Genomic DNA, 24,221 nt, shown 5'->3' with positions numbered 1-24,221 from the left:
GATGTCCGCCGACCCTCAGGAGAGCCTGATCAGCCCGTAGTCATAGGCGTGTCGGCGGTAGACGACCGACGGCCGTTCGGTCTCCTTGTCGTAGAACAAAAAGAAGTTGTGGCCGACGAGTTCCATCTCGTAGAGCGCATCGTCGACCGACATCGGCTTGGCTTGATGCTCTTTTGTGCGCACGACGCGGCCCGGCTCGTGGTCGGCGTGGTCGGTGTCGGCTTCGTGTTGGTGGGGCGGCGCCGGCTGGCTGTTGTTGAACGCCTTGCCGTTGAGCTTGTTGTTGCGGGCCCGCTCCGGCGGCGGGGCCACCGCGGTGGCCTCGGCCAGGGAAACGGGCGTCTTTTCGCCGTAGTGCACCTTGCGGCGATCCTTGCCGCGGCGCAGCCGGCTCTCCAGCCTCACGACCGCGGCCTCCAGCGCGGCATAGAAGCTGTCGGCGCAGGCCTCGCCGCGGACTACCGGCCCGCGGCCCCGCGCGGTGACCTCCACGCGCTGACAGCACTTGCGTTGGCGACGGTTGCGTTGGTGCTTGAGCTCGACGTCGAACAGGTAGACGGTCTTGTCGAACCGTTCCAAGCGGGCGAGTTTCTGCGAGACATAGACGCGGAAGTGATCGGGAATCTCGACGTTGCGGCCCTTGAACACGACCTCGGCGGACGTTGTCGGTTCCTGCGCGTCGGTTTCTGCCGGCGGTTGATCCAGAATCTGACCGGAATCCACGGTGAGCCTTGACATACGTGACAACTCGTTTCTCTTTTCACGTCGCACGCGCCCTGCGTGTCGGCTTTCTTGAAGACGCAACGACGGGGTGGGAGCGGCTTGAGAGCGATCGCCGCCGCAGGCAGCCCGCCGGTGCAAGGTGTCGAATACTCACCCCCTCCGCAAGTGGCGTATCAACCTGAGAATCGCGACCAGTGAGTCAGACCAGTGGGTCCGATTAAGTTCCTGAAGGTTGTCCTCGACGTTAGCTCGTGTTCGCCTTGCGATGCCACCATTTCGCTCACCTGTTGCGAGTTCTTCACAACCTCTTGGCTCCGACACAGGAAGGGGCACGGCCTCAGGCGGCCGCGATCGCCAGCACCGCGGCCACCCGGACCCCGGCGGACCGCAGGACGCGCACCGATTCGCGTGCCGTCGCGCCGGTGGTGACGATGTCGTCGACGATCAGGACTTCGGTGCTCGGCGGCCTACCCCGCAGCAGGACCCGGCCCGCGATGTTGCGCTCGCGGGCGGCGGGGCGCAGGCCCACGGAGTCGCGGGCCAGCGCCGTCATCCGCAGCGCCGGCACGACGACGACGTCCGGGTGCGCGGCGACCGCAGCGGCGGTCAACCGGGCGACGGGGTCGCCGCCACGCCGGCGCGCCGCGGAACGCCGGGTCGGCGCGGGCACGATCGTCAACGGCGTCTCGAGCATGCCCCATGTCAGCAGCCGGTGCAGCCCGATGGCCAGCGCCCGGGCCAGCGGCGCGACGAGGTCGGCGCGCCCGTGCTCCTTGAGCGCGAGGATCGCCTGACGGCGCGCACCGGCGTAGCGGCCGAGCGCGAACACCGGCGCCTGCGGGTCGATGCGCGGGTTGATGAGGTGCGGTTCGTCGGGTTTGACGGCCAGCTCTGTGGCGCACGCGTCGCACCAGCGGGTGGACAGCGCGCCGCAGCCGCCGCATTCCAGTGGCAGGATGAGGTCGAGCACGTCGCCAGTGTGGCCGCCGGGGGTGACACTGGACGAGATCCGTCAACCCGCGGGTTCCAGCCGCGCGCGGTAACTGGCCCCGGCCCGTCGCGCTAACAGCTTCACCAGCATCCTTTGCGGTGGCGGCATGCCGGCCAAGAAACGCCGGCGCTGGTCGGCTGTGCAAGCCTCGAAGACCATGCCGGCGAATGCGGTGCCGAACCAGATATTGCGGCCGCTGAGGAAGGCGGCGCCCCGTTCGGTGACTGCCCGCCATTCACCGTCGGTGATGTGTTTGTTGATGAGCGGAAGGACGCGCTCCTCCTCGGCGGTGAGGTGATCGCCGACTACCTCCGCGAGCGCCTTGATCTCGGAAGCCAACATCTCCGCCGCCCGCGACTGGTTCGCGCGCTGCGTGGTTGTGCAGCCCGTCGCGGCGATCCACTCGGCCAAGCGCCCCTCGACAACGACCGCCGTCTTCGCGATGAACTCGTGTTCGGTTTCCATCCGCTGAATGACCTCAGCATGGATGGGTATCCGTTCGCGCAGCTTCGGCCACAACAGCTCGTCCTCCGCCATGTGGTGGTGATGCAACGCCGCCAGTACGTTTGCGACGTGCTTCGCTACGCGCTTTCGGCGCCGGTGCTGCTCCGGTCGCACGCTCCGGATCAGTTCTGGGGCAAAGTTGAGCTCGTCGCGGAAAATGCTGTGAACCAAGGCCATTTCGAATGCGTCGGTCGGCATCCTCTATTCACCCCAGCCCTCGAACACCTTCGGGTCAACAGCAGGACTGTACACACGATTCTCCTGTCAGTCGGGGAAAGCGGCCTCATAGCCGAGAGCCGCACGACGCATCTGGGTACCGAGATCTCTAACAACATTGCGGTACAGATGGTTTCGAGGGTGTGAACACTACTGGCATCGATTCTGGCCCGCTGACGAAATTTGCTGGACGCAAGGGCAACTCGGCATCGCCAGCCAACCGCAAATCGGGCAGTCGCTGCAGCAGCCGCGTGAGCATCAGCGAAAGTTCCAATCGCGCTAGCTGGTTCCCCAGGCAAAAGTGCGTACCAAAGCCGAATGCCAGGTGCTTGTTAGGGTTGCGGTCGATGCGGAAACTATCCGGATCGTCAAAGATCGTTTCGTCGAAGTTAGCCGACTCGAACAGCAGCATGATCTTTTCGCCGGCGTGCAGCGCGGTGCCGTGGAACACGGTGTCGTCGGTAAGTGTGCGGCACATGTTCTTTACCGGCGAGGTCCACCGAAGCATCTCCTCGACCGCGGGCGGCAGCAGACTGGAGTCGTCGCGCAGCGCTTTCCATTGATCGCGATCCCGCAGCAGCTGTTCGATGCCGCCGGAGAGAGTGTGCCGGGTGGTCTCGTCGCCGCCGATCAGGATCAGCAGTGACTCATAGGCGATTTCGTCATCCGACAACCGGCGTCCATCGATTTCCGCATTTACTAGGACACTGAACAAGTCATCCGTCGGCGTCCTCCGGCGTTTTGTGATCATGTCCATCGTGAACGCCCTGTATTCGGCGAACGCATCCATCACTGCTTGCATCGATGACGCGTTGGCCGGCGAACTTGGCCCACCGACGAGCTCGTCGGACCATTTCAGCAGCATCGCGCGGTCCTCGGGCAACACACCAAGCATGTCGCCGATCACCGCCATCGGCAGCGGAGCGGCGATGTCGCGGACGAAGTCACACTCCCCCGACTCACACACCGCATCGATCAACTCGTCGCACAGCCTGCCGATGGACGACGCCTTGCGCAGTACCCGCGCGCCGGTGAACGCCGCGCTGACGAGCTTGCGCCGCAACAGATGTTCGGGATCGTCCATTTCGACCATGTAGGGCTTGCCCGGGTATTCGGGCCGGATTCCACCGGTGTTGGAAAATAGCCGCGGGCTGCGTTCGGCATCGATGACGGCCCGGTAGGTCGCCGCCGCGGCCAACCCGTTTCGGTCGCGAAAAACCGGCCGGTTCGCGCGCATCCAGCGATATGCGTCGCGTGCGCCTCCCCCAGAATAGAAGCGGCCGTCGGTCAAGTCGACGTCAAGCGTCTGTGTCATGGCGTATCGCTGCGGTTGGCGCTCATCGCTGGTAACGCTATGCAGCCCAAACCAATCCGGCTAGCCGCTGCGCGCGGACGACTGGACAGATTGCGTTACGATCGGTCGCCGATGGTCGTGGCGGTGACCACCGGCTTTGACGATCCGAAGCATCGTCGCGGGCCGCAGCAGCCGGACCGGCGAGTCAATCATTCCCACGACACGTAGAAATCGCTCCGCCACAACGGCATCCGTCTGTGCCGCGATGAGCACACGCTCCAGAAAGGCATTGGTGATTCGCATCGAGGTTGGCCGTGGTCCCGGTACTTCCGGCAGGGCAAGATCCGCGCCGACGGCAGTTCGCCAAGCCACGGCAATGTTTTTGGCCGAGTCGTGATAGAACCGGTGCGGCAGATGACGATCTCCGTCCCGCAGACAATCGCGCAGCACCACCGCGTCGAGTGCGGCCATCGTCATGCCCTGACCGTAGATGGGGTTGAAGCTGCACATCGCATCACCGACCACGACCAATCCGTGGGGGAGTCGCCGCATCTTGTCGTATCGTCGCCAGCGATTCGACGGCACCCGGTAGCGGCTCACCTGCCCCACCGGTCGGGCCGCTCGGACCGCCGCAAGCACGTCATCCGGCGCGAGTTGTCGGAGAAATTCTAGTATTTCCGCGTACTCGGTTGGTAGTTCGTTGCCCGCTATCGCGCTGAGGGTAAGCACCCAATCGTTGTTCTCGTTGCCCACCAGAACAAAGCCTTCCGGCCGGCCCGGCTCGGGGGGGCGCCCAACCAACCTAGTGCCGAGCATCCCGCTTGGGATCTTCAACATCTGGCTGGCGTAAGCCATCCGCACTACCAGCTCGTTCTCCGGCGGACGTCCGTAACCGAGCTTCTCCAGAAAAACCGGCATTCTCGAGCCGCGGCCCGTCGCGTCAACGACGAGCCCCGCGATCAGCGTTGTCTCGCCTCGATCTCGTCCCGCCACACGCACTCCCATAACCCGCGCGTGGTCGGCGGTCGCTACCAAGTCGACGACGTCGCGTCGGTCGAGGACGGTGACATGCGGAATACTCTGGACCCACTCTCGAAGCCGATATTCCAACAACGGCCGGCTCGGGTAGTACTGCACGTACGCCTCGGGGCAACGCAGACGACCGGTGCGCACCAGCCGATGGCCGCCAAACGATAAGTCGATCCTGGAAAGATCTCCGTCAGCCCACACCGGGACGCCGTGGGCGACAAGCTCATCAAGAAACCCTGGAAACAACTCACCCAGAATCGACGGACAGCGCGCCAGCAAGACATGAGCGTGCGCAGCTTGGGGAACCCCGCGCCGGGCCAGTGGGCCCGCCGGAAGTACGTCTCGATCCACTACGACGACGGACTCGTAGTGGTCGGCCAGCACCCTGGCGGCAAGCAAACCGCTGACGCTGGCTCCGATGACCACGGCACGACCACCAAGTATCGGCATCACGACTTTTCCCAATCACTCACGGATTCGGCGAGGTCGGGCGCCATCACGTCGAGGCCCGACATTCTGTGTTCCGATTTGATCTCATGGCCCGCGCGCTCGCCGATGACCACGCAGGGCGCCATCGTGTTTCCGCTGGTGATTCTCGGCATGATCGATCCATCTGCGACACGCAGGTTTTCGACGCCATGGACCTTCAGGGCGCCGTCGACGACGGCGAACCGGTCGCGTCCCATCTTCGCCGTGCCGACCAGGTGCCAATAGGTGAGTGCGGCCTCACGCAGGTAGGTGACCAGTTCTTCGCCCGCCAGGTTGCCGGGCATGACTTCGCGCTTGACGAAGGGACGCAGCAACGAGGAATTGCCGACTTTCCGCATGTCCTCAACGCATTTCGCGGCCAGCCTCAAGTCATCGGGATGTGACAGGCCGTTATGAACCACCCTGACGGGCTTGTCGGGATCCGCGCTCGTCAGTTCAACCACACCACGACTCTTGGGGTGTGTGAGCGCACCGAGCAGCATCCAACCGGTGGAGGGCAGCCCGAACCGGGCGATGCTTTCCGGGCTCGCGATCAGGATCGCCCCCTGGCAAGCGAAGAAATCGGGTTCATCGCTGCCGTCCCCTTCTGGCCAGAAGAGCATCGTATCGCCGGAATTGTGAAGCGGCTCATCATCCGGGCCTTCCCAGATGCATGGGAACCCGAGATGGTCGTGCAAGTTGCGACCCACACCAGGTAAGTCCTCGACGACCCGAATTCCCAAGCGCCGCAGCAGGTCGTGGTCGCCAACTCCGGAGAGCATCAGGGCCTTTGGGGTATGGACCGCGCCCAAAGACAGCACAACCTCGGCCCCAACGCGGAATTCCCGGACACGGTCGCGGTAGCGGACCTCGACCCCGACAGCGCGGCCGCGCTCGATGACTACTCGCCGCACGAAGGCGGCGGTCAATACGGTCAGGTTGGGCCGGTCCATGTATGGATATGTGTAAGACCGGAAGACCGATTGGCGCTTGCCGCACCGCGTTCGCAGGTCCACTATCGCCGCACCGCCCTTGCCTTCCATCATCTTTCCGTTCGGGTTGTCGAAGCGATCGACGCCCAGGCACCAAGCGGCTTCCAACACCGCGGGCCCAGCGGGATGCGGATTCCATTTCGGCTCCACGAAGACCGGCCCGCCGCTGCCCCGGTATTCGTGGTCGGGAGCGCCTTGCCAGTCCTCGATGCGGCGGTAGACGTCCAGCAAGGACTCGTAGCTCCACGCGTTGTTTCCCGACTCGGCAGCGAAGAAGTCCCAGTCCGTCCTGTGACCCCTCGCCCATGCCATCAAGTTGATGCTCGAGCCGCCGCCGAGAACTTTGCCCATCGATAGCGTGAGCGTCCTGCCGTTCAGATATGGATTCGGTTCGGCCCGAAACGCCCAATCCGTCGCGCTGCCCAGATTCATATGCCACAGCTTCGATTCGGTGACACACGGCATGTCGTCCCTTCCCCCTGCCTCCAGCAACAACACGCTCGCTGCAGGGTCCTCGGCCAACCGCCGGGCAACGACACTGCCGGACGATCCCGCGCCGCAGACGATGAAGTCGTACGTCGGCTTCAAGTCAGCCAACAGACGCTCCTGGTTGGAGCGAACCCGTCCGTCCAAATCGTGATCCACACCAGTGCACGAGTTAGTCGACATCAGATTCACCTCGGCCCGGCCTAGTGGCCCGCGCTCTGCCCGCCGTCGACGTGGAGGATCTCGCCGGTGACGAAGGGGGCAGTTTCCAGATAGAGCGCACCATGCACGACGTCGGTAACAGCGCCGATGCGATTTTGGGGATGCATTCCGGCGTAGGCCGCGGCTGCGTCGGTTCCGCCATGAATTGGCGTATCGATGACACCGGGAGATATTGCGTTGACCCGGATTCCGCGATCGGCGTACTCGATGGCCAATGATTTGGTGACGGCGGCCAGACCGCCTTTGGTGAGGGCGGTCAGCGCCGACGGAACCGCGGCCAGCGGGTGCTCGGTCAGGGTGGTGGTGATGTTGACCACGTGGCCGCCGTTGCCCAGCGCAAGCATTATGTCGATGACGCGTTGCGTGACGTTAAGGAAGCCGAGCATGTTCACAGATGTCACCCGCGTGTAGTCGTCGACGTTGTACTTAGTGAAGGGCTTGGAAATAAAGACGCCGGCGTTGTTGACCAGCGTGTCGATGTGGCCGAACCGTGACACCGCCGCGATCACGAGTTGCTCCGCGGTGGCTGGGTCAGCGATATCGCCTGCGACCGTGAGGACTTCGGGGTGAGATGACTCGGTGATGCTGCGCGAATTGGCGATCACCCGGTAGCCGTGCTTGCGATATGCCTCGACCAAGCCGGCGCCGATTCCCCGCGATGCGCCGGTGATGATCGCAACTTTTTCGCCGCTGAATTGCATTGTCTGCCGCCTTTCCTTCGATTGACTAGCCGGCCAGCTCGCGAACGATGTCGGCGGCCGGACCCGCCTTTGCGTGATGGAAAGCGGTGCCTGCCAACAACGCGACACCGTGCGGGTCGCCCAACTTCACCGCGGCCGCTTGGATGGGCGCCGTCATCGCCGCTATCTCTGGGAATCCGAACACCGCGTCGGCGACGTGTCGGTCGACGAATCGGTTGCGCAAGGTGCGCGCGTAGCGTCCGGTGAACGCGCGGGTCAACACCGTTTCGGCGAACCTGCGATCGCACAACGCTGCCCGATGCACCGGATTGGTGCCGGCTTCGTCCGCAAGCAAGAACGCCGTGCCGCACTGCACGGCCGTAGCACCGGCATAACGCATGCGGGTGACATCACGAGATGTGCCCAGACCCCCGGCCGCCACGACAGGACAGCCGAAGCAGGCCACCAGCGCGGCAACCAACTCGTCGAGCGGATCGTCAGGCGGCGTGGCGAGCGCATCAAAGGTCGCCCGGTGCCCACCCGCGCCGGGGCCCTGTGCCACCAACCCATCCACGCCGCGGCCGAGCGCGATCATCGCCTCGCGGACTGTCGTTATTGTCGCGAGGTTCAAGATGCCGACACCGGTCAATCGCCGACACTCGTCTTCGCGCGGTGAACCGAACGTAAACGACACCACCTCGGGCCGCAGATCGCATACTACTTCGAGCTTCGCGGCCCATTCGTTGTCGTCATGGCATGGCTCACCAAGCGCTACACCATAGTGTTCGGCGTCCTCCGCCAATGCTGCAGCGAACGCAGCGAGCTGCTCAGCATTGTCCAGTTCTTGCTGGGGCACAAAGAGATTGACTCCGAGTGGACCCGACGTGAGCCTCCGAGCCGCGATGATGGCATCGGCTAGGTCTTCGGCCGACGACATGCCACCCGCGAGAAAGCCAAGACCGCCGCCATTGGTCACTGCAGCCGCTAACCCAGGCGTCGACGGACCGCCGGCCATAGGCGCCCCCAGCACTCGAACACTCAAATCCGCCAGGGCAAATCGGTCAAGCATTAGATACCTCCGAAAAACTCGTTCGACTCACTGACGCCAGCGCTTGCCCATCGACGACGACGACACTGTTGTGCTCCAGGCGGATCCAGCCGCGATTCTCGAAATCGCTTAGGGTTGCGAGGATCGTCTTCGGAGCAACACCGACGAGACGAGAGAAGTCCTTCAATGTCAGGTCATGCACCACCCTCACAACGTCCCCTTCCCGCCGGCCAAACCGCTTCCTCAAAAACAGGAGTCGGTTGGCGATGCGCGCCTGAGCGTCGACGAACGCGAAGTCGGCCAAAGAGTTCGTCGTAGCGTTCGCCCATCGTGCGAAAAGGCGCATGAGCTGATCGCTGATCTCCGGGTGGTCGACCATCCACATCCGGAGCTGATCGTGTTCAATAGGCGCCGCTAGCACATCCGTGAGGGTGGTTACGCTGGTTTCTTGCGCGGTTGGATCGAAAAGCCTTATGACACCGAATATTTCTGACGGTCCCAGGATCGTCAGGATAATTTCACTTCCGTCGGGAAGCCGGTACGAGACCTTGACTTTGCCGGAAATGATCACGTAAAGACGACCACCCGCATCGCGCTGAGCATCCACGACGCATCCGGGCGCGAACCGCACGCGCGCGAGCCGCTTAGACAAGGCGGACACCGCATCGGGACTAGTCCTGCTGAAGATCCCCGATGCCACCAGCGCCTTGTAAATATCGCCGCTCTGCGGTGCTTCGTGCCGTGGCTCGCCGCACGAAAGGCGTAGCTGCCTTAGTTGTTTAATTGCTGCACCGTTGGATGGCGGTAAGGCCGTCGCTTGCGACGCTCTTCTTGTTTGCCGTTTCTCAAGTGTCGGCCGAATAGAACTGGTTGCGTCCCACGACAATAACGTCATGGCCACTAACTCAGGCGCCAGGAGGGCGACCGCCGGGCTAAGCACACCGCAAACGCTATGTGGCCACGGCAACGGCGACTAGCCGCAGTACGCGGCGTTTTGGCCATACTGCGCATGCGCGATCCCAACCGCGTGAGCAGCCCGAATAACAGTCTGTGGGCCCCGCAGAAGCCGGCCAACTCATAGGACCGGAGGTCCAAGCCGGCTGGTTTTCGGTGGACCCGAATCGGGTGACGACGGATCGGCATTACGGGCGGATTCCCAATCCTATTGACAGCACATGCTTTTGCGAGCTTGACCGGACAGCGGCGTGTGATATCACAGTTGCGGCTTGCGGCGCCGACTCGTCGTGGGAGTACGTGATTTGGCCCCGATCGATGCGCTGCATGGATAGGGCGGACCGATTGGCGCGTCTAGCGTTCGGGGCGTGGCGGTAGAGATGTCGAAGTTGTTGTGGTCTTGAAGCCGGGAACCAGGCCCAATCGGCATGCGCAATCTGGCCGCAGCGATTCGTTTGATGGATATGGTGCCGCCTTTCGTGTGCCTAGCGTCTGGTGTGGACGCGCAGATGTACGACCTTGTCGTGGTGGGGGCGGCAGCGCAGGCTGTGTCATCGCCTCGCGGCTGACCGAGGAGCAACACATTCAGGCGCAGCGGCTTGAGGCCCGGGAGGAACACTTACTATGAACGCGGGTCCCGACGCAGGCAATTCGCGGCCGGTGCTATTGCTGGTTCATGGCGCTTTTTTTGGCGCATGGATCTGGGATGAGTTGCGGCTGGACCTGGCGGCTCGGGGCTGGAAGACAGAGGCCGTCGACCTGCCCAGCACGGCTGACCGAGGAAGGCCACGACTGGGCCTGTTCGAGGACGCCGAGATGGTCCGTCAACGCCTCAAAGAAATTGGCTCCCCAGTGGTCGTCGTCGCCCACTCCTATGGCGGGGCTGTGGTGACTCAGGCTGCTGCCGATCTACCCAACGTCCGACATCTGGTCTATGTCAGCGCCTTTCAGTTCGACATCGGAGAGTCGGTATTGGGCGTAGTCGGCGAGCCACCCGAGTGGTGGAACGTCGAGGGTGACATTCTGACCGCACACAATCCACGAACGGTCTTCCTCGACGACGTGCCGCAGGAGGCGGCGGAGCGGGCGATCGCCCGGCTGAAGCCCACTAGCCTGTGTGTGACCAGCCAGAGACTGACCGCCGCTGCCTGGCACGAGATTCCGTCTACGCACATCGTGACTGATCGGGATAAGGCAGCGACACCTGCGGCCCTGCAGTTCCTGGCGGCGCGAGCCACCCACGTTCGCCACTTGCCGTCAGGCCACGTGCCGCTGCTGTCTATGCCCTCCGCCCTGGCCGACCTAGTCGTGGAAGCAGCCAACACCACGATCTGACCTCAATGCCTCACTAGGGGATCTCGGCGCGTCCGTGAGCACCTCACGAACATCTTCGAGGAAGCCGTCCGTGGGTGCATAGCCGCAGGTGACCATGCATAGCTGGCCGTCGTAGGTGACGACTCCGGTGTCACATTCGGGTCGGCCTCGGTCACGATGATCGGGCCCCAGATGGCCCGGGGCCGGAGTGTCCGACAGCGGACGAAGTTTCGCACGCCAAGGTTGGTGACTGTCAGTTCGAAAGGGCAGCACACTGCGAAGGAAGTCCTCCGCGGCATCGCAGTCGGCGCTCAGCGGTAAGTATTGCTCAATGGCCGCCGAGCCGAGCATCACTCCGACAGGCGATCTCAGGACTCGAGCCGGTTGCCGACCTCACGCGCTTGACACCAAAACGCGGTGTCATCCGCTGTCGCCATCCCGGTGCATGCAGAGCAAATCCATAAGCAACCGCTATCCCCTTCACCGACAAGGTCCCTGACGTTCATCGGACTGTGAGTGCCGACGAACTCTCCGCCGCACTGTGCCTTGCGTACACGGGAAGCGGCCGTCACGATCGCAGCGTGCACGGTGGTTCGTTCGGCACGGCGGCGATCCACAAGAAGCGCAGTACCTTTCGGGCCATCGCAACCCGATGCACGCACGGCGGTGTGGCATCGAAGGGGCGGATACAGGCGGGCACGGCCATGCGCGCGTGATCGACGACCGCCCCACATTGTCGGCGTGGGGAGCATCGCATCTACGAGCCATCAGTTCTTCCACCGAATTCGGCAGCAGCAGTTGCGGGCCAAGACGTTTCATGTCCACGGCGTCGGTTACGGCTAGAGCCGTTGCTTGCCGACCCGAGGGCCACACCGTTGACGCTATGTAGGCCACACGAAAATAACTAGCCGCTCAACGCGGCGCGTCCGGCCAGATTGGGCATGGAATCCGTTGGGGGCTATACCTGGGCCCAGGCACAGATCAGCGAGGGCATTACGACGACGGCGTCCGCTGAGGCCAGTTCGTCCCGCAAACGCAGCGGAAGGGTCTCCAGATCGGCCAGTTCATCGGGGACCAGCCCATGGCGTTCGGCGACCGGAAACATCGAGCGCCATGTCTCTACGACATAGGCCACAATGTCGGTGTCGTCGGCCCCGCCAAGCGGCGCGCCGAGCGTCAACCGCGGTGCGCCCAGACCGGCCCGCCGAAACACCGTGTGCATTTTGGCGCCGAAGCCCGGGTCAAGGCCGGCGCCCCGGAAAGCCTCGGCGACAGTCTCTGTCATCGCACGCCACAGCGGCATGTCGGCGACGCCGTACACGCCGTTTATGTCGGATTCGCAAAACACGATGAGCCCACCGGGACGCACCATGGCCGCGAGGTGGCGCAACGCTGCGACAGGGTCAGGCAGGTGCATCAGGATCAACCGCCCGATCACGGCATCGACAGGCTCCTCCAAACGGATGTCGGCGATCGCGGCTGCCTCGAAGCTGACGGTTTCCAGGCCTTGGTCCGCGGCGCGGGTTCGCGCGAGCTCGATGACATCGGCGGCCGCATCAATGCCGAGCACCGCGCCCTTCGGCCCCACCAGCCGCGCGGCGATAATCGACACATCACCCGGCCCGCAGCCAACATCCAACACCCGCATTCCGGGGCGCAGACCTGCCAGACGCAGTGCGTGCTCTGTGAAGTCGTTGTGCAGCCGGCCCTGCAACAGCAGACGCTGAATCTCGGCGTCGACATGACCCAGGACGTAGCCGCTGTCACCTACGGATGTTTGATTGACGTTCATGGCCGGAATCTCCTGAATCGGGTAATCACTTAGCAAACGCTAAAGAACCGAGCCCATGCCGCCTAGCCACCGCACGCAACGCTCTGGACACAATGCGCAGTTAACGAACCCCGGCTGGGTGATCGGCCCGCGGCGGGGTACCCTCGACATCGGCATCAGGGATCGTGGCTTGGCCCACTGGGTGCCGCGGAAGGTGGGAACGGCTGACCGAGTGACGGACCGGCAACCAGCTAGCGCTTCGGATACCCGTGTATGGACGACGACGAAATCGCTTGACGACTTCGCCGTTCTGTGCTGCAAAGAGACCCACCTAAAACTGCGGAGTGACCCACACTCGTTTTCGCTCACCCAGCGCACGGGTCGAATGGGCCCGATCGCCTTCAGCGAATTCGTAGCCGGCTCCGACGTGTTAGTGGATTCCGGCGAGCACTGCAGCGGATACCGCGTGAATGTGGTGCGATCGGGGCGTCTCGAGTCGATCCACAGAGGCTCGTCGATGCGTGCCGGCGCGGGCACCGTCGCCGTGTACCAGCCGGAGGGCTACAGTGCGGCGCGTTGGGCAGCCGGCAGCCGGATGCTGGGCGTGACGATCGACCGTGGCGCCGTCGACAATGCTCTCAACGATGCGCTCGGCAGGCAGGTGAAGTCGCAAGTCGACTTCACGCCCATCACCCCAATCGATGTGTTGCCGACTGGGAGCTGGGTCAATTTGCTGATGCTATTCACGGACCAGTTTTGCCGGCCCGACAGCCTCCTCAATCAACCGCTGGTCGCGATGCCGTTCGTCGACAGCGTTGTCCGCGGGCTCTTACTGGCCATCGATCACCCGCACCGCGAAGCCGTAGCGACAGGCACCGGTCAGGCTCCGCCTCGCACAATCCGCGCCGCGATGGACATCATCGAAGCCGAGGCGGACTTGCCGACGACGGTCTCCTCCCTTGCGGCACGTAGCCACGTCAGTGTCCGTTCCCTCCAGGAAGGCTTCCGCAGCCATTTGGGTATGTCGCCGATGGCATATCTGCGCGAAGTCCGCCTGCGTCGAGCACACCAGACGCTGATCGAGTCCGATCCATTGGATATCACGGTGGCCTCCGTTGCGTACCGCTGGGGCTTCAACAATCTCGGCCGGTTCGCTGCGACACACGCGGACCGGTACGGCGAGGTTCCTTCGGTGACCTTGAACCGCAGGAAAATTCCGCGCCAGGCGCAATCTGGCCGGAGCGCTGCGCGCTTCGGCTAGTCGGGGCCGCAGTCGCCGCAATACCTTCGAAGCCATGCCTGAGCGCGGGATGGCCTTGCGCAGAATGGGTTTCCTCACCATCGGCCGATTCGACCACGCCGATCCGGGGCCCGGCCATGAGCAGACACTGCGGATGATCGAGGGTGCGGAGACGCTCGGCTTCGACAGCGTGTGGGTACGCCAACGGCATCTGCAACCGGGCATCTCCTCACCGGTCGCGCTCCTGGCCGCCGCCAGCCAGCGCACCCGCCGAATCGAACTGGGTACCGCGGTGATCCCGCTCGGCCTGGAGAACCCACTGCGGCTCGCCGAAGATCTGGCGACCGTTGACGTCCTGTCAGGTGGCCGGCTGCACCCCGGCGTGTCGGTCGGCACCCCCTTTCTCTACGACAAGTTCAAGACCGCGCTGTACCCCGAAACCCATGAGGTGGAGAACTTTTCGAAGGCACGGGTGGCACGCCTAATAGCGTGCCTGCGCGGCGATCCAGTCAGCGATTTCGAGGGGGCCTTGGGCCACGACGAGTTCTTCCGGGAAGTCCAGCCCCACTCACCCGGCCTGGCCGGCAGGGTCTGGTACGGCGGCGGGTTGCAGTCGGCGGTGTGGGCCGGAATCCAGGGCCTCAACTACCTCACCGCCAACCTGGTCAGCCCCGAAGGAAGCCGATCGCTTGACTTCGCTACGATCCAGGCGGAGCACATCGAGGCGTTCCGCGCACACCATCCCAGCCCCGAAACTGCCCGGATTTCACAGGGATTGGTGGTGATCCCGACCGACTCCGCGTCGCCCGAACAGGTCGACCAGTACCGGGCTTACGCCCAAAGCCGCATCGACCGCACCATGCAACCTCAGGGGCCACGCGGGATGATCGCCTCTCCCGACTACGTCGGCACCTCCGAGGAAATTGCCAATGCCCTGTACGCCCATCTCGGATTTCAGCGGATCGATGAGGTGGCCTTTGCGTTGCCGCATGGATTCAACGAAGACGATCACGTGCAGATAATCACCGACATGGCCGAGAAGCTGGGGCCGAAGCTGGGATGGAGGCCGGCTCAAGCACGCGATGAACCGCCCCCGTGCGCGCGGCGTGACCACAGTGGGGGTATGGGTCATCAGGAGAGGACCGTCGTTGCACAATAGCCTCACGTCGACCCGCGATGCCTATCTGCGTCTTTTCGGCGAATCTGGAGCCGCGCTTTCCGAACCGGAGTGGATCGTGGCAATGAATAGCTCACTGCCGCCCCAACTTTCGGCGCTGAACGCCCGATTTGAGACAGGGTCACGCGTGGATCAGTCACTGGTGGTCTCGTTTCGTCCCGGGCCCGAACGCTTCACAGCATTTATGGCTCTCAGCGGCGGATCCATCGCCGAGATGCTGGACCAAACCGCGGCGCACTGCGGCACCCTGGTGACGGGCCACGGGTTCCCAACCCTGACGATGACGGTGAACTACCTGCGCGCAGGGAAGGGAGGCTTGTTCGTTGTCACCGCTCGGGTACTGTCGGTGACCAGCACCTCAGCGGTGCTCGGGGCAGACCTGGCTGGCGAGCAAGGAAGGTCGGTCGCCTCCGCGTCCATCGTCGCGCAGTTGAGGGATATCGCGCGGTACGTCTGAGGTCGGCTCATCAAGCATTGCGGCGCAGCGTCTCCACCGGTGGCTCGCGGTAGCGAGCAGTGTGGGCAGCGGCGAACCTGCCGAGGTTGGTGAAGCCCCAGCGGTAGGCAACGGAAGCTACGGTGACGGTCGATGGGTCGGATACGAGCAGGGCCTCGTGTGCACGGCGTAGCCGGACTTCACGCAAATACGCCATCGGCGTGACGCCGACGTGACGCTGGAATCCATGCTGAAGTGATCGAACGCTGACGTAGCTGCGCTGGGCCAGCGCCGAGACCGTCAACGGCTGGTCCGCTTCGGCCTCGATGACCTCGATTGCCATCCGGATGGCGCCCGGCGGTGGCGCGGCTGCCTCGCCCTCCAAGGTCGCGCGGTAGGAGTGGTCTGCGGCCAGCAAGAAACCGCGGACCACGCTCTCGGCGAATGGCATGCCGACCATGGGCTGATGCAGGACACTGCGAGGCCGGAACAGCTGCTCGGTGAACTGCGACACCATGGTAATCCAGCTGCGGACGACCGCGGTCGCGGTCGGCATGAGGGGTCCAAAGTCGATTTGGGAAGTGATGGACCGACCGAGCGCATCCGCCAGGGCGTCTTCCACGGAATGGCGATCGATCATCACGGCCAGCAGTCGGCCGACGTAACGGTCCACGCCCGCTTGGCCCTCGGGCCGGTAGACCGCGACCGAGCCGGGCTCCGCGGCGATGGAGAAATTGTCACGCATCGCTGCCGAGCAAGGCGCGACCGGCAGGGTGACGTGATAGTGGGGACGCATCTCACCGCCATTCACCCACACGTCGTCTTGAAAGTCGATGTCTAGCACTGTGATCGGTCCGATGCGGCGCATCCGGTGCGTGAAAGAGAACGACCCGGTCTCGCCGAGTGGCCCGATGTCTGGCCACCAGTGGGGCGTTGAATCCGCCTGGCTCGTACGCAGCTCGGCGAAGTCGTCCAATGACCGCACCGAAACCCATGCGCTGTCTTCTACTGTCATCGCGGCATCTCCCACTCGATCCGCCCGTCACAGCCGACGGATCCCAGGGCAAATCGGTAGCTCCGTTGGCCTGCGCCGGAACGCCCTGCGCCGCAAAGTCTGTGTCGGTGTCTCACGGTAGCGCGCAGCATGGGCAGCAGCAAACCTGCCGAGGTTGCTGAAACCCCAACGGTAAGCAACCGAAGCTACCGTAACCATCGATGGGTCAGCCGCCAGCAACGTTTCGTGCGCCCGGCGCAGCCGGACCTCGCGTAGATATGCCATCGGCGACGTGTCCAGGTAGCGCCGGAAACCTTGCTGGAGCGTACGAACGCTGATGTGACTACGGCCGGCGATCGACGACAATGTCAGCGGCAAATGGGCCTCCTCTTCGATAATTTCGACCGCGGTACGGATGGCGCTCGGGGCTCCCAGCCGTTCGCGTCCGGCCAGGGCATCCAGGTGGGGATGCTCGGTGGCCAGCAAGAACCCGTGCACCAGACCGTCGACAAACGGCAATCCGACGATCGGTTGGCGCAGCACGCTGTCGGGCCGGAAAACCAGGTCCTTGAACGACAGCACCATATTGATCCAGCTTCGGGTCGGCGCCGCATCGGTGCGCATTAACGGTGCGAAATCGGGTTGAGTCGTCACGTGGCGGCCGAGCGCATCGCTGAGCGCATCGTCAACGGCGGAGCGCGCGATCTTCACAGAAATTACCCGGGTTCCAGCGGTCCAGAGCCCCGCGGTGTGTCCCTGCGGTGCGTACACAGACGCAGCGCCCGGCCCACCCGTGAGAGCAACTCCCCTATGCAGAGCCTCGATGCGGCCGGTCCGCTGCATTACGACCCGGTAGGCACCACATTCTTCCCCGGCATCCATCGACAGATCGGAACCGACGACGACTTCAGAGATAGTGAGCGGACCCACCCGGGCCACGCGCAGTATCAGCGAAAACTCGTCGGGATCGGTCAACAGGTTCAGGTGGGGCCTACCGCAGCACACCAGGGCAAAGTCGTCGAAGTGCTTCGCCGGCGTCCATATGTGTGTCTCCGAAACATCCGCTGTCCGTTGGTCACTCACTCGGTCAGCCTTTCCCCGCCTTCCACAGACGCGCGGTCCCGTCCGCGTGTTAACGAAGCTAGCTGGGCAGACTTCGGGGTGCTATGCCACGAAGGGAAATTCGCGCTGCCCGGCCAGAACGGTGCGCAATCTGGCCAGGGAGAGTCAGCCCGGCAATATCGGCGCCGCTCCGGGCGCCCCCAATCCGGATACCTCCGACCAGCTCTGCTCGCCTTCGGCGGAGGACGCCGAATATTGCAGCACCCCTTGCGGAGCCGCGACGTACACCGTCGACGGATTGGCCGCGATCGCCGTCAAGGGAATCTGCAAACCACGCGAGGGCGCGTCGGAGTTCACCCCGTCGATGTTGACGTAGGACACCGGATGTGTGGCGTCCGTGCGGGTCACCACGATGTCATCGCCGGTTCGCCAGGACAGCGACACCACCGACGTGCCGAGCCCGAAACCGAGCCGCCGCGGGTATGTCAGGGCGAACTGCCCGGCCTGGGTCTGCTCGACGCTGGCGATGATCACCTGGCCGGCGATCACCATCGCTGCGCGGGTGCCGTCGCGGGACAGCTGCAGCTCGGTGATCGGCCCCGGGAAGCGGGTGGCGACCGCCGCCGAATCCACCGGGATGCGCGCGGGCTGTCCCGATGCCGGCTCCTGAAAAGACCGCAGCACGTTGTTGGTGTCGACCACCACCCAGACCGCGTCGTCCAGCGACCAGCTGGGCCGCGAAATGCTGTGCCCGTCGGCGGATTGCACCGCCTCACCGCCCAGCTCGCCGATCCACAGCGACTCCGCCACGTCGGGAGCGCCTCGCCGCAGGGTCACCACCGACGCCACCTCGCGCCCGCTGCGTGACAGCGCGGCGGACGACTGGTCGCCCATGCGACCGAAGGCCCCGGGCACCGTCGTGGTGTGCTGGCCGTCCAACCCGACCAGTGAACCGTTGACCAGCGCGTGCAAACCCGCGCCCGCGCCGTCGGCCACTCCGGGATCGGTGGCCGCGACGTCGGAGGTGGTCCAGCCCTCGGCGAACCGGTCGTCCAGCGGCGCGCCGTCGGCGTTGATCACATACGGCCCCCTGATATCCGCGCGGGCCAGGGTCCAAATGATCTGCGCGGCAAGCAATTGCCGGCTGTGCGGATCGGTCGTCGACAGCTTTTCCAGATCGATACGCGCTCCCCCGTACCCGCGGCCGATCCCGTTCTTGCCGCCGTCGGCCCGGGTGACCGGGCCGCGCAGCCGCAACGGCGGCGCGAGCAGGTTGCGGACCGTGTGGGCCATCTCCGGCCGCGGACCCGCCAGCAGCTTCGACACGAGTTCGGTGGCCAGCTGATCGTGATCGGATACCGCGACGTAGCGCGGATCGGGCACCACGGTCTTGCCCGTCGGATCGGCGAAGTACAGCGTGTTGCGTTTGTAGGTCGCCTGAAATTGCTGCCAGTCCAAGAAGACTCCGTTGGGCAGCCGATCGATGCGCCAGCCGCCCGACGTCTTGACCAACTCGATCGGGCCCGGGTCCGGCAGCGTGCCCTCCGCGGTTTCGAACACCCCCATGTCGGACAGCGAACCCAGGATGTCGGCCCGCATGTTTGCCGAAACCCGTTCAGCGCCACGGGTTTCCACGAACACCACATGGTCGATCAGCAGTGCGCTACCCGCGTCGTCCCACGCATTGGACGCCGACTGGGTGAGGAACTGCCGCGCGGCCAGATGCCGGTTCGCGGGATCGGCTGTGGCCTTGAGGAATTCGCGCAGCAGCACGTCGGGGTCCATGCCCGGGGTCGGCTTGGGCAGGTTCGACGGCGCGGGTCGCTCGACGGTGCCGATAGCCTGCGGGGCCGACGAACTGGGCACCCCGGCGCAGCCCGCGAGCAACACCGCCAGCAACAGCAGACCCAGGAACCGGCGCATCACCCGCTCCTCTCGGCATGCTCGCGCGTGCGCTGGCGCTCCTTGCGTTCGGCAGCGGGCGGTTGCGGAATGGGTTTCATGGGCAGCGGGCTGGTGGTGACCTTGTGGCCGCGCACCAGGGGCAGCGTCAGCCGGAAGCAGGCGCCCTCACCGGGCTCGCCCCACGCCTCCAGTCGGCCCTGGTGCAGGCGCGCGTCCTCGACGCTGATCGCCAGGCCCAGCCCGGTCCCGCCGGAGCGCCGCACCCGCGACGGGTCCGAGCGCCAGAACCGGCTGAACACCAGCTTCTCCTCGCCCGGCCGCAACCCCACCCCGTGGTCGCGGACGGTGACGGCGACGGTGTCCTCGTCGGCGCCCATCCGGATGTGGACGGGCTTGTGCTCGGCGTGGTCGATGGCGTTGGCGATCAGGTTGCGCAGGATCCGTTCCACCCGGCGCGGATCGACCTCGGCGATCACCTCCTCGTCGGGCATCTCGACGAGCAGCTCGATGCCGGCCTCTTCGGCCAGGTGCCCAACGTTGCCCAGCGCGCTTCGCACCGTGGTGCGCAGGTCGACGGCCTCGACGGACAGCTCGGCGACGCCCGCGTCGTGGCGGGAGATCTCCAGCAGGTCGTTGAGCAGCGTCTCGAAGCGGTCCAGCTCGTTGACCATCAACTCGGTGGACCGCGCCAGCGTCGGGTCGAGGTCGGCGCTGTGGTCGTAGATCAGGTCGGCGGCCATCCGCACCGTGGTCAGCGGGGTGCGCAGCTCGTGGCTGACGTCGGAGGTGAACCGCCGCTGCAGGTTGCCGAACTCCTCGAGCTGGGTGATCTGGCGCGACAGGCTCTCCGCCATGTCGTTGAACGACACCGCCAGCCGGGCCATGTCGTCCTCGCCGCGCACCGGCATCCGTTCGGACAGATGGCCTTCGGCGAACCGTTCGGCGATCCGCGACGCCGACCGCACCGGCACCACCACCTGACGAGATACCAGCAGCGCGATCCCGGCGAGCAGCACCAGCAGCACGGCTCCGCCGGTGATCATCGTGCCGCGCACCAGCTGGATGGTGGCCTGCTCGTTCTTGAGCGGGAAGATCAGGTACAGCTCGAGGTTGGCCACCTGTGCCGACGCCGGCGTGCCGATGATCAGGGCCGGCCCGGAGAAGCCGTCGGTGTGCACCGTGGCGTATTGATAGGCGGCCTGCCCGGCCTTGACGAAGCCGCGCAGCGTGTTGGGCACCTGGTCGACGGGTCCCGCCGAACTCGCGGCGCGCGGGCCGTCACCGGGAACCAGCAGCGCCGCGTCGAACGCACCCGCGAGGCCGGCGCCCGACGCCGGGTCGGTCTTGGACGTCAACGTGTTGCGGGCCAGCTGAAGGCTGCTGTCCAGCGAGCGCGTCTCCTCGCCGTTGACGATCCCACCGACGGTGCTGCGCGCCCGCTCGATCTGCTCGAGGGCGGCCTTGACCTTGACGTCGAGCACCCGATTGGTGACCTGACTGGTCAGCACGAAGCCGAGCGCCAGGATGACTGCCAACGACAAGCCCAGCGTCAGCGCCACGACTCGCAATTGCAGCGACCGACGCCAGGCAGTTCCCACGACACGGCTCACGACGCTCATGCCGCGGGCCATCAGGCCAGAGCGCCCCCAGCGACCCCGAGATCGCCGCGAGGCACGAATCATGTGCGCCGCTCCTCCTCCTCGCGACGCTCGGCATCGTCGCCGGCGCGGATCACGGAGGTCCGGCCTTGTATCCCACTCCTCGAACGGTCAACACCACTGTCGGGTTCTCAGGGTCTTTTTCGACCTTGGCCCGTAGACGCTGGACATGCACGTTTACCAAGCGGGTATCCGCTGGGTGCCGGTATCCCCATACCTGTTCGAGCAGCACATCACGAGTAAACACCTGGCGTGGTTTGCGTGCCAGCGCGACCAGCAGGTCGAACTCCAGCGGGGTCAGGGAGATCTGCTCGCCATTGCGAGTGACCTTGTGTGCGGGGACGTCGATCTCGACGTCGGCGATCGACAGCATCTCGGCGGGCTCGTCGTCGTTGCGCCGTAGCCGCGCGCGCACCCGGGCGACCAGCTCCTTGGGCTTGAACGGCTTCATGATGTAGTCGTCGGCGCCCGACTCCAGACCCAGCACCACGTCGACGGTGTCGGTCTTGGCCGTCAGCATGACGATCGGCACGCCGGAGTCGGCGCGCAGAACCCGGCACACGTCGATGCCGTTCATGCCGGGCAACATCAGGTCCAGCAGCACCAAATCGGGGCGCAGCTCGCGCACCGCGGTCAGGGCCTGGGTGCCGTCACCGATGACCGCGGTGTCGAAGCCCTCCCCACGCAGCACGATGGTCAGCATCTCCGCCAGCGAAGCGTCGTCATCGACGACCAAGATCCTTTGCCTCATGGAGTCCATGGTGTCACCGAATCGGGACAAAACTCGGGCGCCACACGGGCGTTTCTCATTCGATAGGGCCAAATCGTGACAAATTTGTGCTATCTGGCCATCAAATCGGCCGCCAGCCTGCCCGGATCGACGTCCGCGTCGACGACGAGCCAGCGCCCGCCCCAGTCCGCGGCGGCCAAACCGGCGTACACCGCTCCGGTGCGCTGCTGGAGGTCGTCGTCGCGTTCGTAGCTGTCGCGCGCCCGGCCCGGCTCCGATTCGGCGCGATGGCGCGCCCGCTGCGCGGCGAGTTCGGCGGACACCGCGAGCAGCACCTGGCAGTCCGGCGTGGGCAACCCCAGTCGCTCATATTCCAGCCGCTGCACCCAGTCCGCCGCGGCGCCCGCCGCGTCCTGGCGCAGACGGGCAGCGGTGTAGGCCGCGTTGGAGGCGACGTAACGGTCCAGGATCACCACGTCGTGCTCGGCGCTCAACCGCTCGATCTCGCCGATCCCCGCTGCGCGGTCGAGCGCGAAGAGCATGGCCATCGCGTACGCCGACGAAGCGAGGTCGCCGTGCTCGCCGTGTAGTGCCTCCGCGGCGATGTCGGCGGTCACCGACTGCCCGTAGCGCGGGAAGGCCAGCGTGGCGACCGACTTCCCGGCGGCTTCGAACGCTTTACGCAAGCCCTCGGACAACGTCCGCTTGCCGGCGCCGTCGACCCCTTCGATCGCGATCAGCACGCCGCGAGCCTATCCGCTGCCTCGAGCGTGACGCTGCAGTCACTCTCGGCGCCGAACGTGACTGTGGCGTCACGTTCGGCGGATACGGGGTGCGTCAGCTCAGTAGCGGTAGTGGTCGGCCTTGTACGGACCGTCGACGTCGACGCCGATGTACTCGGCCTGCTCCTTGGTCAGCTTGGTCAGCTCACCACCCAGCGCCTCGACGTGGATGCGGGCCACCTTCTCGTCGAGGTGCTTGGGCAGCCGGTACACCTCGTTGTCGTACTCGTCGTTCTTGGTCCACAGCTCGATCTGCGCGATCACCTGGTTGGAGAAGCTGTTGCTCATCACGAACGACGGGTGGCCGGTGGCGTTGCCGAGGTTCAGCAGCCGCCCCTCGGAGAGCAGGATGATCGACTTGCCGCTGTCGGGGAACGTCCACAGGTCGACCTGCGGCCGGATGTTCACCTTGGTGGCGCCGGACTTTTCCAGTGCGGAGACCTGAATCTCGTTGTCGAAGTGCCCGATGTTGCCCAGCACCGCGTGGTCTTTCATCGCCTTCATGTGGGCCAGCGTGATGATGTCCTTGTTGCCGGTCGCGGTGATGACAATGTCCGCCTCGCCGATCGCGTCCTCGACCCGCTTGACGTCGAAGCCCTCCATCAGGGCCTGCAGCGCGTTGATCGGGTCGACCTCGGTGACGACGACGCGCGCGCCCTGGCCCTTGACGGACTCCGCGCAGCCCTTGCCGACGTCGCCGTAGCCGCAGACCAGCACCTTCTTGCCGCCGATCAGCACGTCGGTGCCGCGGTTGATGCCGTCGATCAGCGAGTGGCGGCAGCCGTACTTGTTGTCGAACTTGGACTTGGTGACCGAGTCGTTGACGTTGATCGCCGGGAAAGCCAGGTCACCGGCCGCCGCGAACTGGTAGAGCCGCAGCACGCCGGTCGTGGTCTCCTCGGTGACGCCCTTGACCGACTCCGCGATCTTGGTCCACTTGTCCTTGTCGGTCTCGAAGCGGCGGCGGAGCAGATCCAGGAAGACCTTCCACTCGGTGGGGTCGTCGTCCTCCGCCGGGGGCACGACGCCGGCCTTCTCGTACTGCGCGCCGCGCAGCACCAACATGGTCGCGTCGCCGCCGTCGTCGAGAATCATGTTGGCCGGCTCGTCGGGCCACGTCAGCATCTGCTCGGCGGCCCACCAGTACTCCTCGAGCGTCTCGCCCTTCCACGCGAACACCGGCACGCCCTTGGGCTCCTCGGGGGTGCCGTGCGGGCCGACGACCATCGCCGCGGCGGCGTGGTCCTGGGTGGAGAAGATGTTGCACGAGGCCCAGCGGACTTCGGCGCCCAGCGAGACGAGTGTCTCGATGAGCACGGCCGTCTGCACCGTCATGTGCAGCGAGCCCGAGATCCGCGCGCCCTTCAGCGGTTGCACTTCGGCGTACTCACGGCGCAGCGACATCAGCCCGGGCATCTCCTGCTCGGAGAGCTCGATGTCGCGCCGGCCGTATTCCGCCAGCGACAGGTCGGCGACCTTGAACTCGATGCCGTTGCGAACGTCGGGAGTGAGCGCGTTTTCGGTCGTCGTCATAGCGTGTTTCAT

Annotated in this window: 21 protein-coding genes; 4 read left to right on the top strand and 17 right to left on the bottom strand. The window is 65.0% G+C overall.

Features of this window, described 5'->3' with window-relative positions; all coding sequences use genetic code 11:
* Nucleotides 1-15: 15 nt before the first annotated feature.
* The 9 genes from hpf to ACQI5H_RS17715 form a co-directional block, all read right to left on the bottom strand.
* Nucleotides 16-723: a ribosome hibernation-promoting factor, HPF/YfiA family gene (gene hpf / locus ACQI5H_RS17755; RefSeq protein WP_427080665.1), complete on the bottom strand. Its 708-nt coding sequence runs from the start codon at nucleotides 721-723 to the stop codon at nucleotides 16-18.
* Between the two features lie 337 nt (nucleotides 724-1,060).
* Nucleotides 1,061-1,693, bottom strand: coding sequence for a ComF family protein (locus ACQI5H_RS17750; RefSeq protein WP_427080633.1), 633 nt, complete (start codon nucleotides 1,691-1,693; stop codon nucleotides 1,061-1,063).
* Between the two features lie 42 nt (nucleotides 1,694-1,735).
* Nucleotides 1,736-2,416, bottom strand: a complete 681-nt coding sequence (locus tag ACQI5H_RS17745) for a hemerythrin domain-containing protein (RefSeq protein ID WP_427080632.1) — start codon at nucleotides 2,414-2,416, stop codon at nucleotides 1,736-1,738.
* A gap of 127 nt (nucleotides 2,417-2,543) precedes the next feature.
* A complete protein-coding gene (locus tag ACQI5H_RS17740) occupies nucleotides 2,544-3,749 on the bottom strand; it encodes a cytochrome P450 (RefSeq protein WP_427080631.1) in 1,206 nt (401 codons plus the stop codon).
* Nucleotides 3,750-3,809: 60 nt separating this feature from the next.
* Entirely contained in the window at nucleotides 3,810-5,207 is a 1,398-nt protein-coding gene (locus tag ACQI5H_RS17735; protein ID WP_427080630.1) for an FAD-dependent oxidoreductase, read from the bottom strand.
* A complete protein-coding gene (locus ACQI5H_RS17730; RefSeq protein ID WP_427080664.1) occupies nucleotides 5,207-6,817 on the bottom strand; it encodes a GMC family oxidoreductase in 1,611 nt (536 codons plus the stop codon). The genes ACQI5H_RS17735 and ACQI5H_RS17730 overlap by 1 nt, the downstream gene beginning before the upstream one ends.
* A gap of 89 nt (nucleotides 6,818-6,906) precedes the next feature.
* Nucleotides 6,907-7,626 (bottom strand): SDR family NAD(P)-dependent oxidoreductase, encoded by a 720-nt coding sequence (locus ACQI5H_RS17725; RefSeq protein ID WP_427080629.1) that lies wholly within the window; start codon nucleotides 7,624-7,626, stop codon nucleotides 6,907-6,909.
* 25 nt (nucleotides 7,627-7,651) lie between these two features.
* Nucleotides 7,652-8,674, bottom strand: a complete 1,023-nt coding sequence (locus ACQI5H_RS17720) for a nitronate monooxygenase (protein WP_427080628.1) — start codon at nucleotides 8,672-8,674, stop codon at nucleotides 7,652-7,654.
* A complete protein-coding gene (locus ACQI5H_RS17715; RefSeq protein WP_427080627.1) occupies nucleotides 8,667-9,593 on the bottom strand; it encodes a Crp/Fnr family transcriptional regulator in 927 nt (308 codons plus the stop codon). Before ACQI5H_RS17715 ends, ACQI5H_RS17720 begins: the two co-directional genes overlap by 8 nt.
* A 638-nt stretch (nucleotides 9,594-10,231) precedes the next feature.
* On the opposite strand from ACQI5H_RS17715, the gene ACQI5H_RS17710 reads away from it, so the two are divergent.
* Nucleotides 10,232-10,942: an alpha/beta fold hydrolase gene (locus ACQI5H_RS17710; protein ID WP_427080626.1), complete on the top strand. Its 711-nt coding sequence runs from the start codon at nucleotides 10,232-10,234 to the stop codon at nucleotides 10,940-10,942.
* A 937-nt stretch (nucleotides 10,943-11,879) separates the two neighbouring features.
* Here ACQI5H_RS17710 and ACQI5H_RS17705 read toward each other — a convergent pair.
* Entirely contained in the window at nucleotides 11,880-12,635 is a 756-nt protein-coding gene (locus tag ACQI5H_RS17705) for a methyltransferase domain-containing protein (RefSeq protein WP_427080625.1), read from the bottom strand.
* A 133-nt stretch (nucleotides 12,636-12,768) separates the two neighbouring features.
* Between ACQI5H_RS17705 and ACQI5H_RS17700 the strand changes: the two genes are divergently transcribed.
* The 3 genes from ACQI5H_RS17700 (at nucleotide 12,769) to ACQI5H_RS17690 (ending at nucleotide 15,566) form a co-directional block, all read left to right on the top strand.
* Nucleotides 12,769-13,953 carry an AraC family transcriptional regulator gene (locus ACQI5H_RS17700; protein ID WP_427080624.1) on the top strand — a complete coding sequence of 395 codons (1,185 nt, stop codon included), beginning with the start codon at nucleotides 12,769-12,771 and terminating at the stop codon, nucleotides 13,951-13,953.
* Between the two features lie 34 nt (nucleotides 13,954-13,987).
* Nucleotides 13,988-15,091 carry an LLM class flavin-dependent oxidoreductase gene (locus ACQI5H_RS17695; RefSeq protein WP_427080623.1) on the top strand — a complete coding sequence of 368 codons (1,104 nt, stop codon included), beginning with the start codon at nucleotides 13,988-13,990 and terminating at the stop codon, nucleotides 15,089-15,091.
* Between the two features lie 145 nt (nucleotides 15,092-15,236).
* Nucleotides 15,237-15,566, top strand: coding sequence for a PaaI family thioesterase (locus ACQI5H_RS17690; protein ID WP_427080622.1), 330 nt, complete (start codon nucleotides 15,237-15,239; stop codon nucleotides 15,564-15,566).
* A 10-nt stretch (nucleotides 15,567-15,576) separates the two neighbouring features.
* On the opposite strand, the gene ACQI5H_RS17685 is transcribed toward ACQI5H_RS17690, so the two are convergent.
* The 7 genes from ACQI5H_RS17685 to ahcY all read right to left on the bottom strand — a co-directional run bounded on the left by ACQI5H_RS17685 (nucleotide 15,577) and on the right by ahcY (nucleotide 24,209).
* Nucleotides 15,577-16,560, bottom strand: a complete 984-nt coding sequence (locus tag ACQI5H_RS17685; RefSeq protein WP_427080621.1) for an AraC family transcriptional regulator — start codon at nucleotides 16,558-16,560, stop codon at nucleotides 15,577-15,579.
* A gap of 27 nt (nucleotides 16,561-16,587) precedes the next feature.
* The gene (locus ACQI5H_RS17680) at nucleotides 16,588-17,622 is read right to left on the bottom strand and encodes an AraC family transcriptional regulator (RefSeq protein ID WP_427080620.1); all 1,035 of its coding nucleotides are present in this window, start codon (nucleotides 17,620-17,622) and stop codon (nucleotides 16,588-16,590) included.
* Between the two features lie 144 nt (nucleotides 17,623-17,766).
* On the bottom strand, nucleotides 17,767-19,524 hold the full coding sequence (gene lpqB / locus ACQI5H_RS17675; RefSeq protein ID WP_427080619.1) for an MtrAB system accessory lipoprotein LpqB: 1,758 nt from the start codon (nucleotides 19,522-19,524) through the stop codon (nucleotides 17,767-17,769).
* Nucleotides 19,524-21,188, bottom strand: coding sequence for an MtrAB system histidine kinase MtrB (gene mtrB, locus ACQI5H_RS17670; protein ID WP_427080618.1), 1,665 nt, complete (start codon nucleotides 21,186-21,188; stop codon nucleotides 19,524-19,526). Before mtrB ends, lpqB begins: the two co-directional genes overlap by 1 nt.
* A 49-nt stretch (nucleotides 21,189-21,237) precedes the next feature.
* Nucleotides 21,238-21,924, bottom strand: a complete 687-nt coding sequence (gene mtrA / locus ACQI5H_RS17665; RefSeq protein WP_007168097.1) for a two-component system response regulator MtrA — start codon at nucleotides 21,922-21,924, stop codon at nucleotides 21,238-21,240.
* An 80-nt stretch (nucleotides 21,925-22,004) separates the two neighbouring features.
* On the bottom strand, nucleotides 22,005-22,637 hold the full coding sequence (locus tag ACQI5H_RS17660) for a dTMP kinase (protein ID WP_427080617.1): 633 nt from the start codon (nucleotides 22,635-22,637) through the stop codon (nucleotides 22,005-22,007).
* Between the two features lie 99 nt (nucleotides 22,638-22,736).
* Nucleotides 22,737-24,209, bottom strand: coding sequence for an adenosylhomocysteinase (ahcY, locus tag ACQI5H_RS17655; RefSeq protein WP_427080616.1), 1,473 nt, complete (start codon nucleotides 24,207-24,209; stop codon nucleotides 22,737-22,739).
* Between the last annotated feature and the right edge of the window lie 12 nt (nucleotides 24,210-24,221).

Origin of the sequence: Mycobacterium heidelbergense, from assembly GCF_050205645.1 — a bacterium.
GTDB lineage: Bacteria > Actinomycetota > Actinomycetes > Mycobacteriales > Mycobacteriaceae > Mycobacterium > Mycobacterium heidelbergense_A.
The sequence above is the reverse complement of the archived record's forward strand: the minus strand, read 5'-3'. Positions and strand labels throughout refer to the sequence as shown.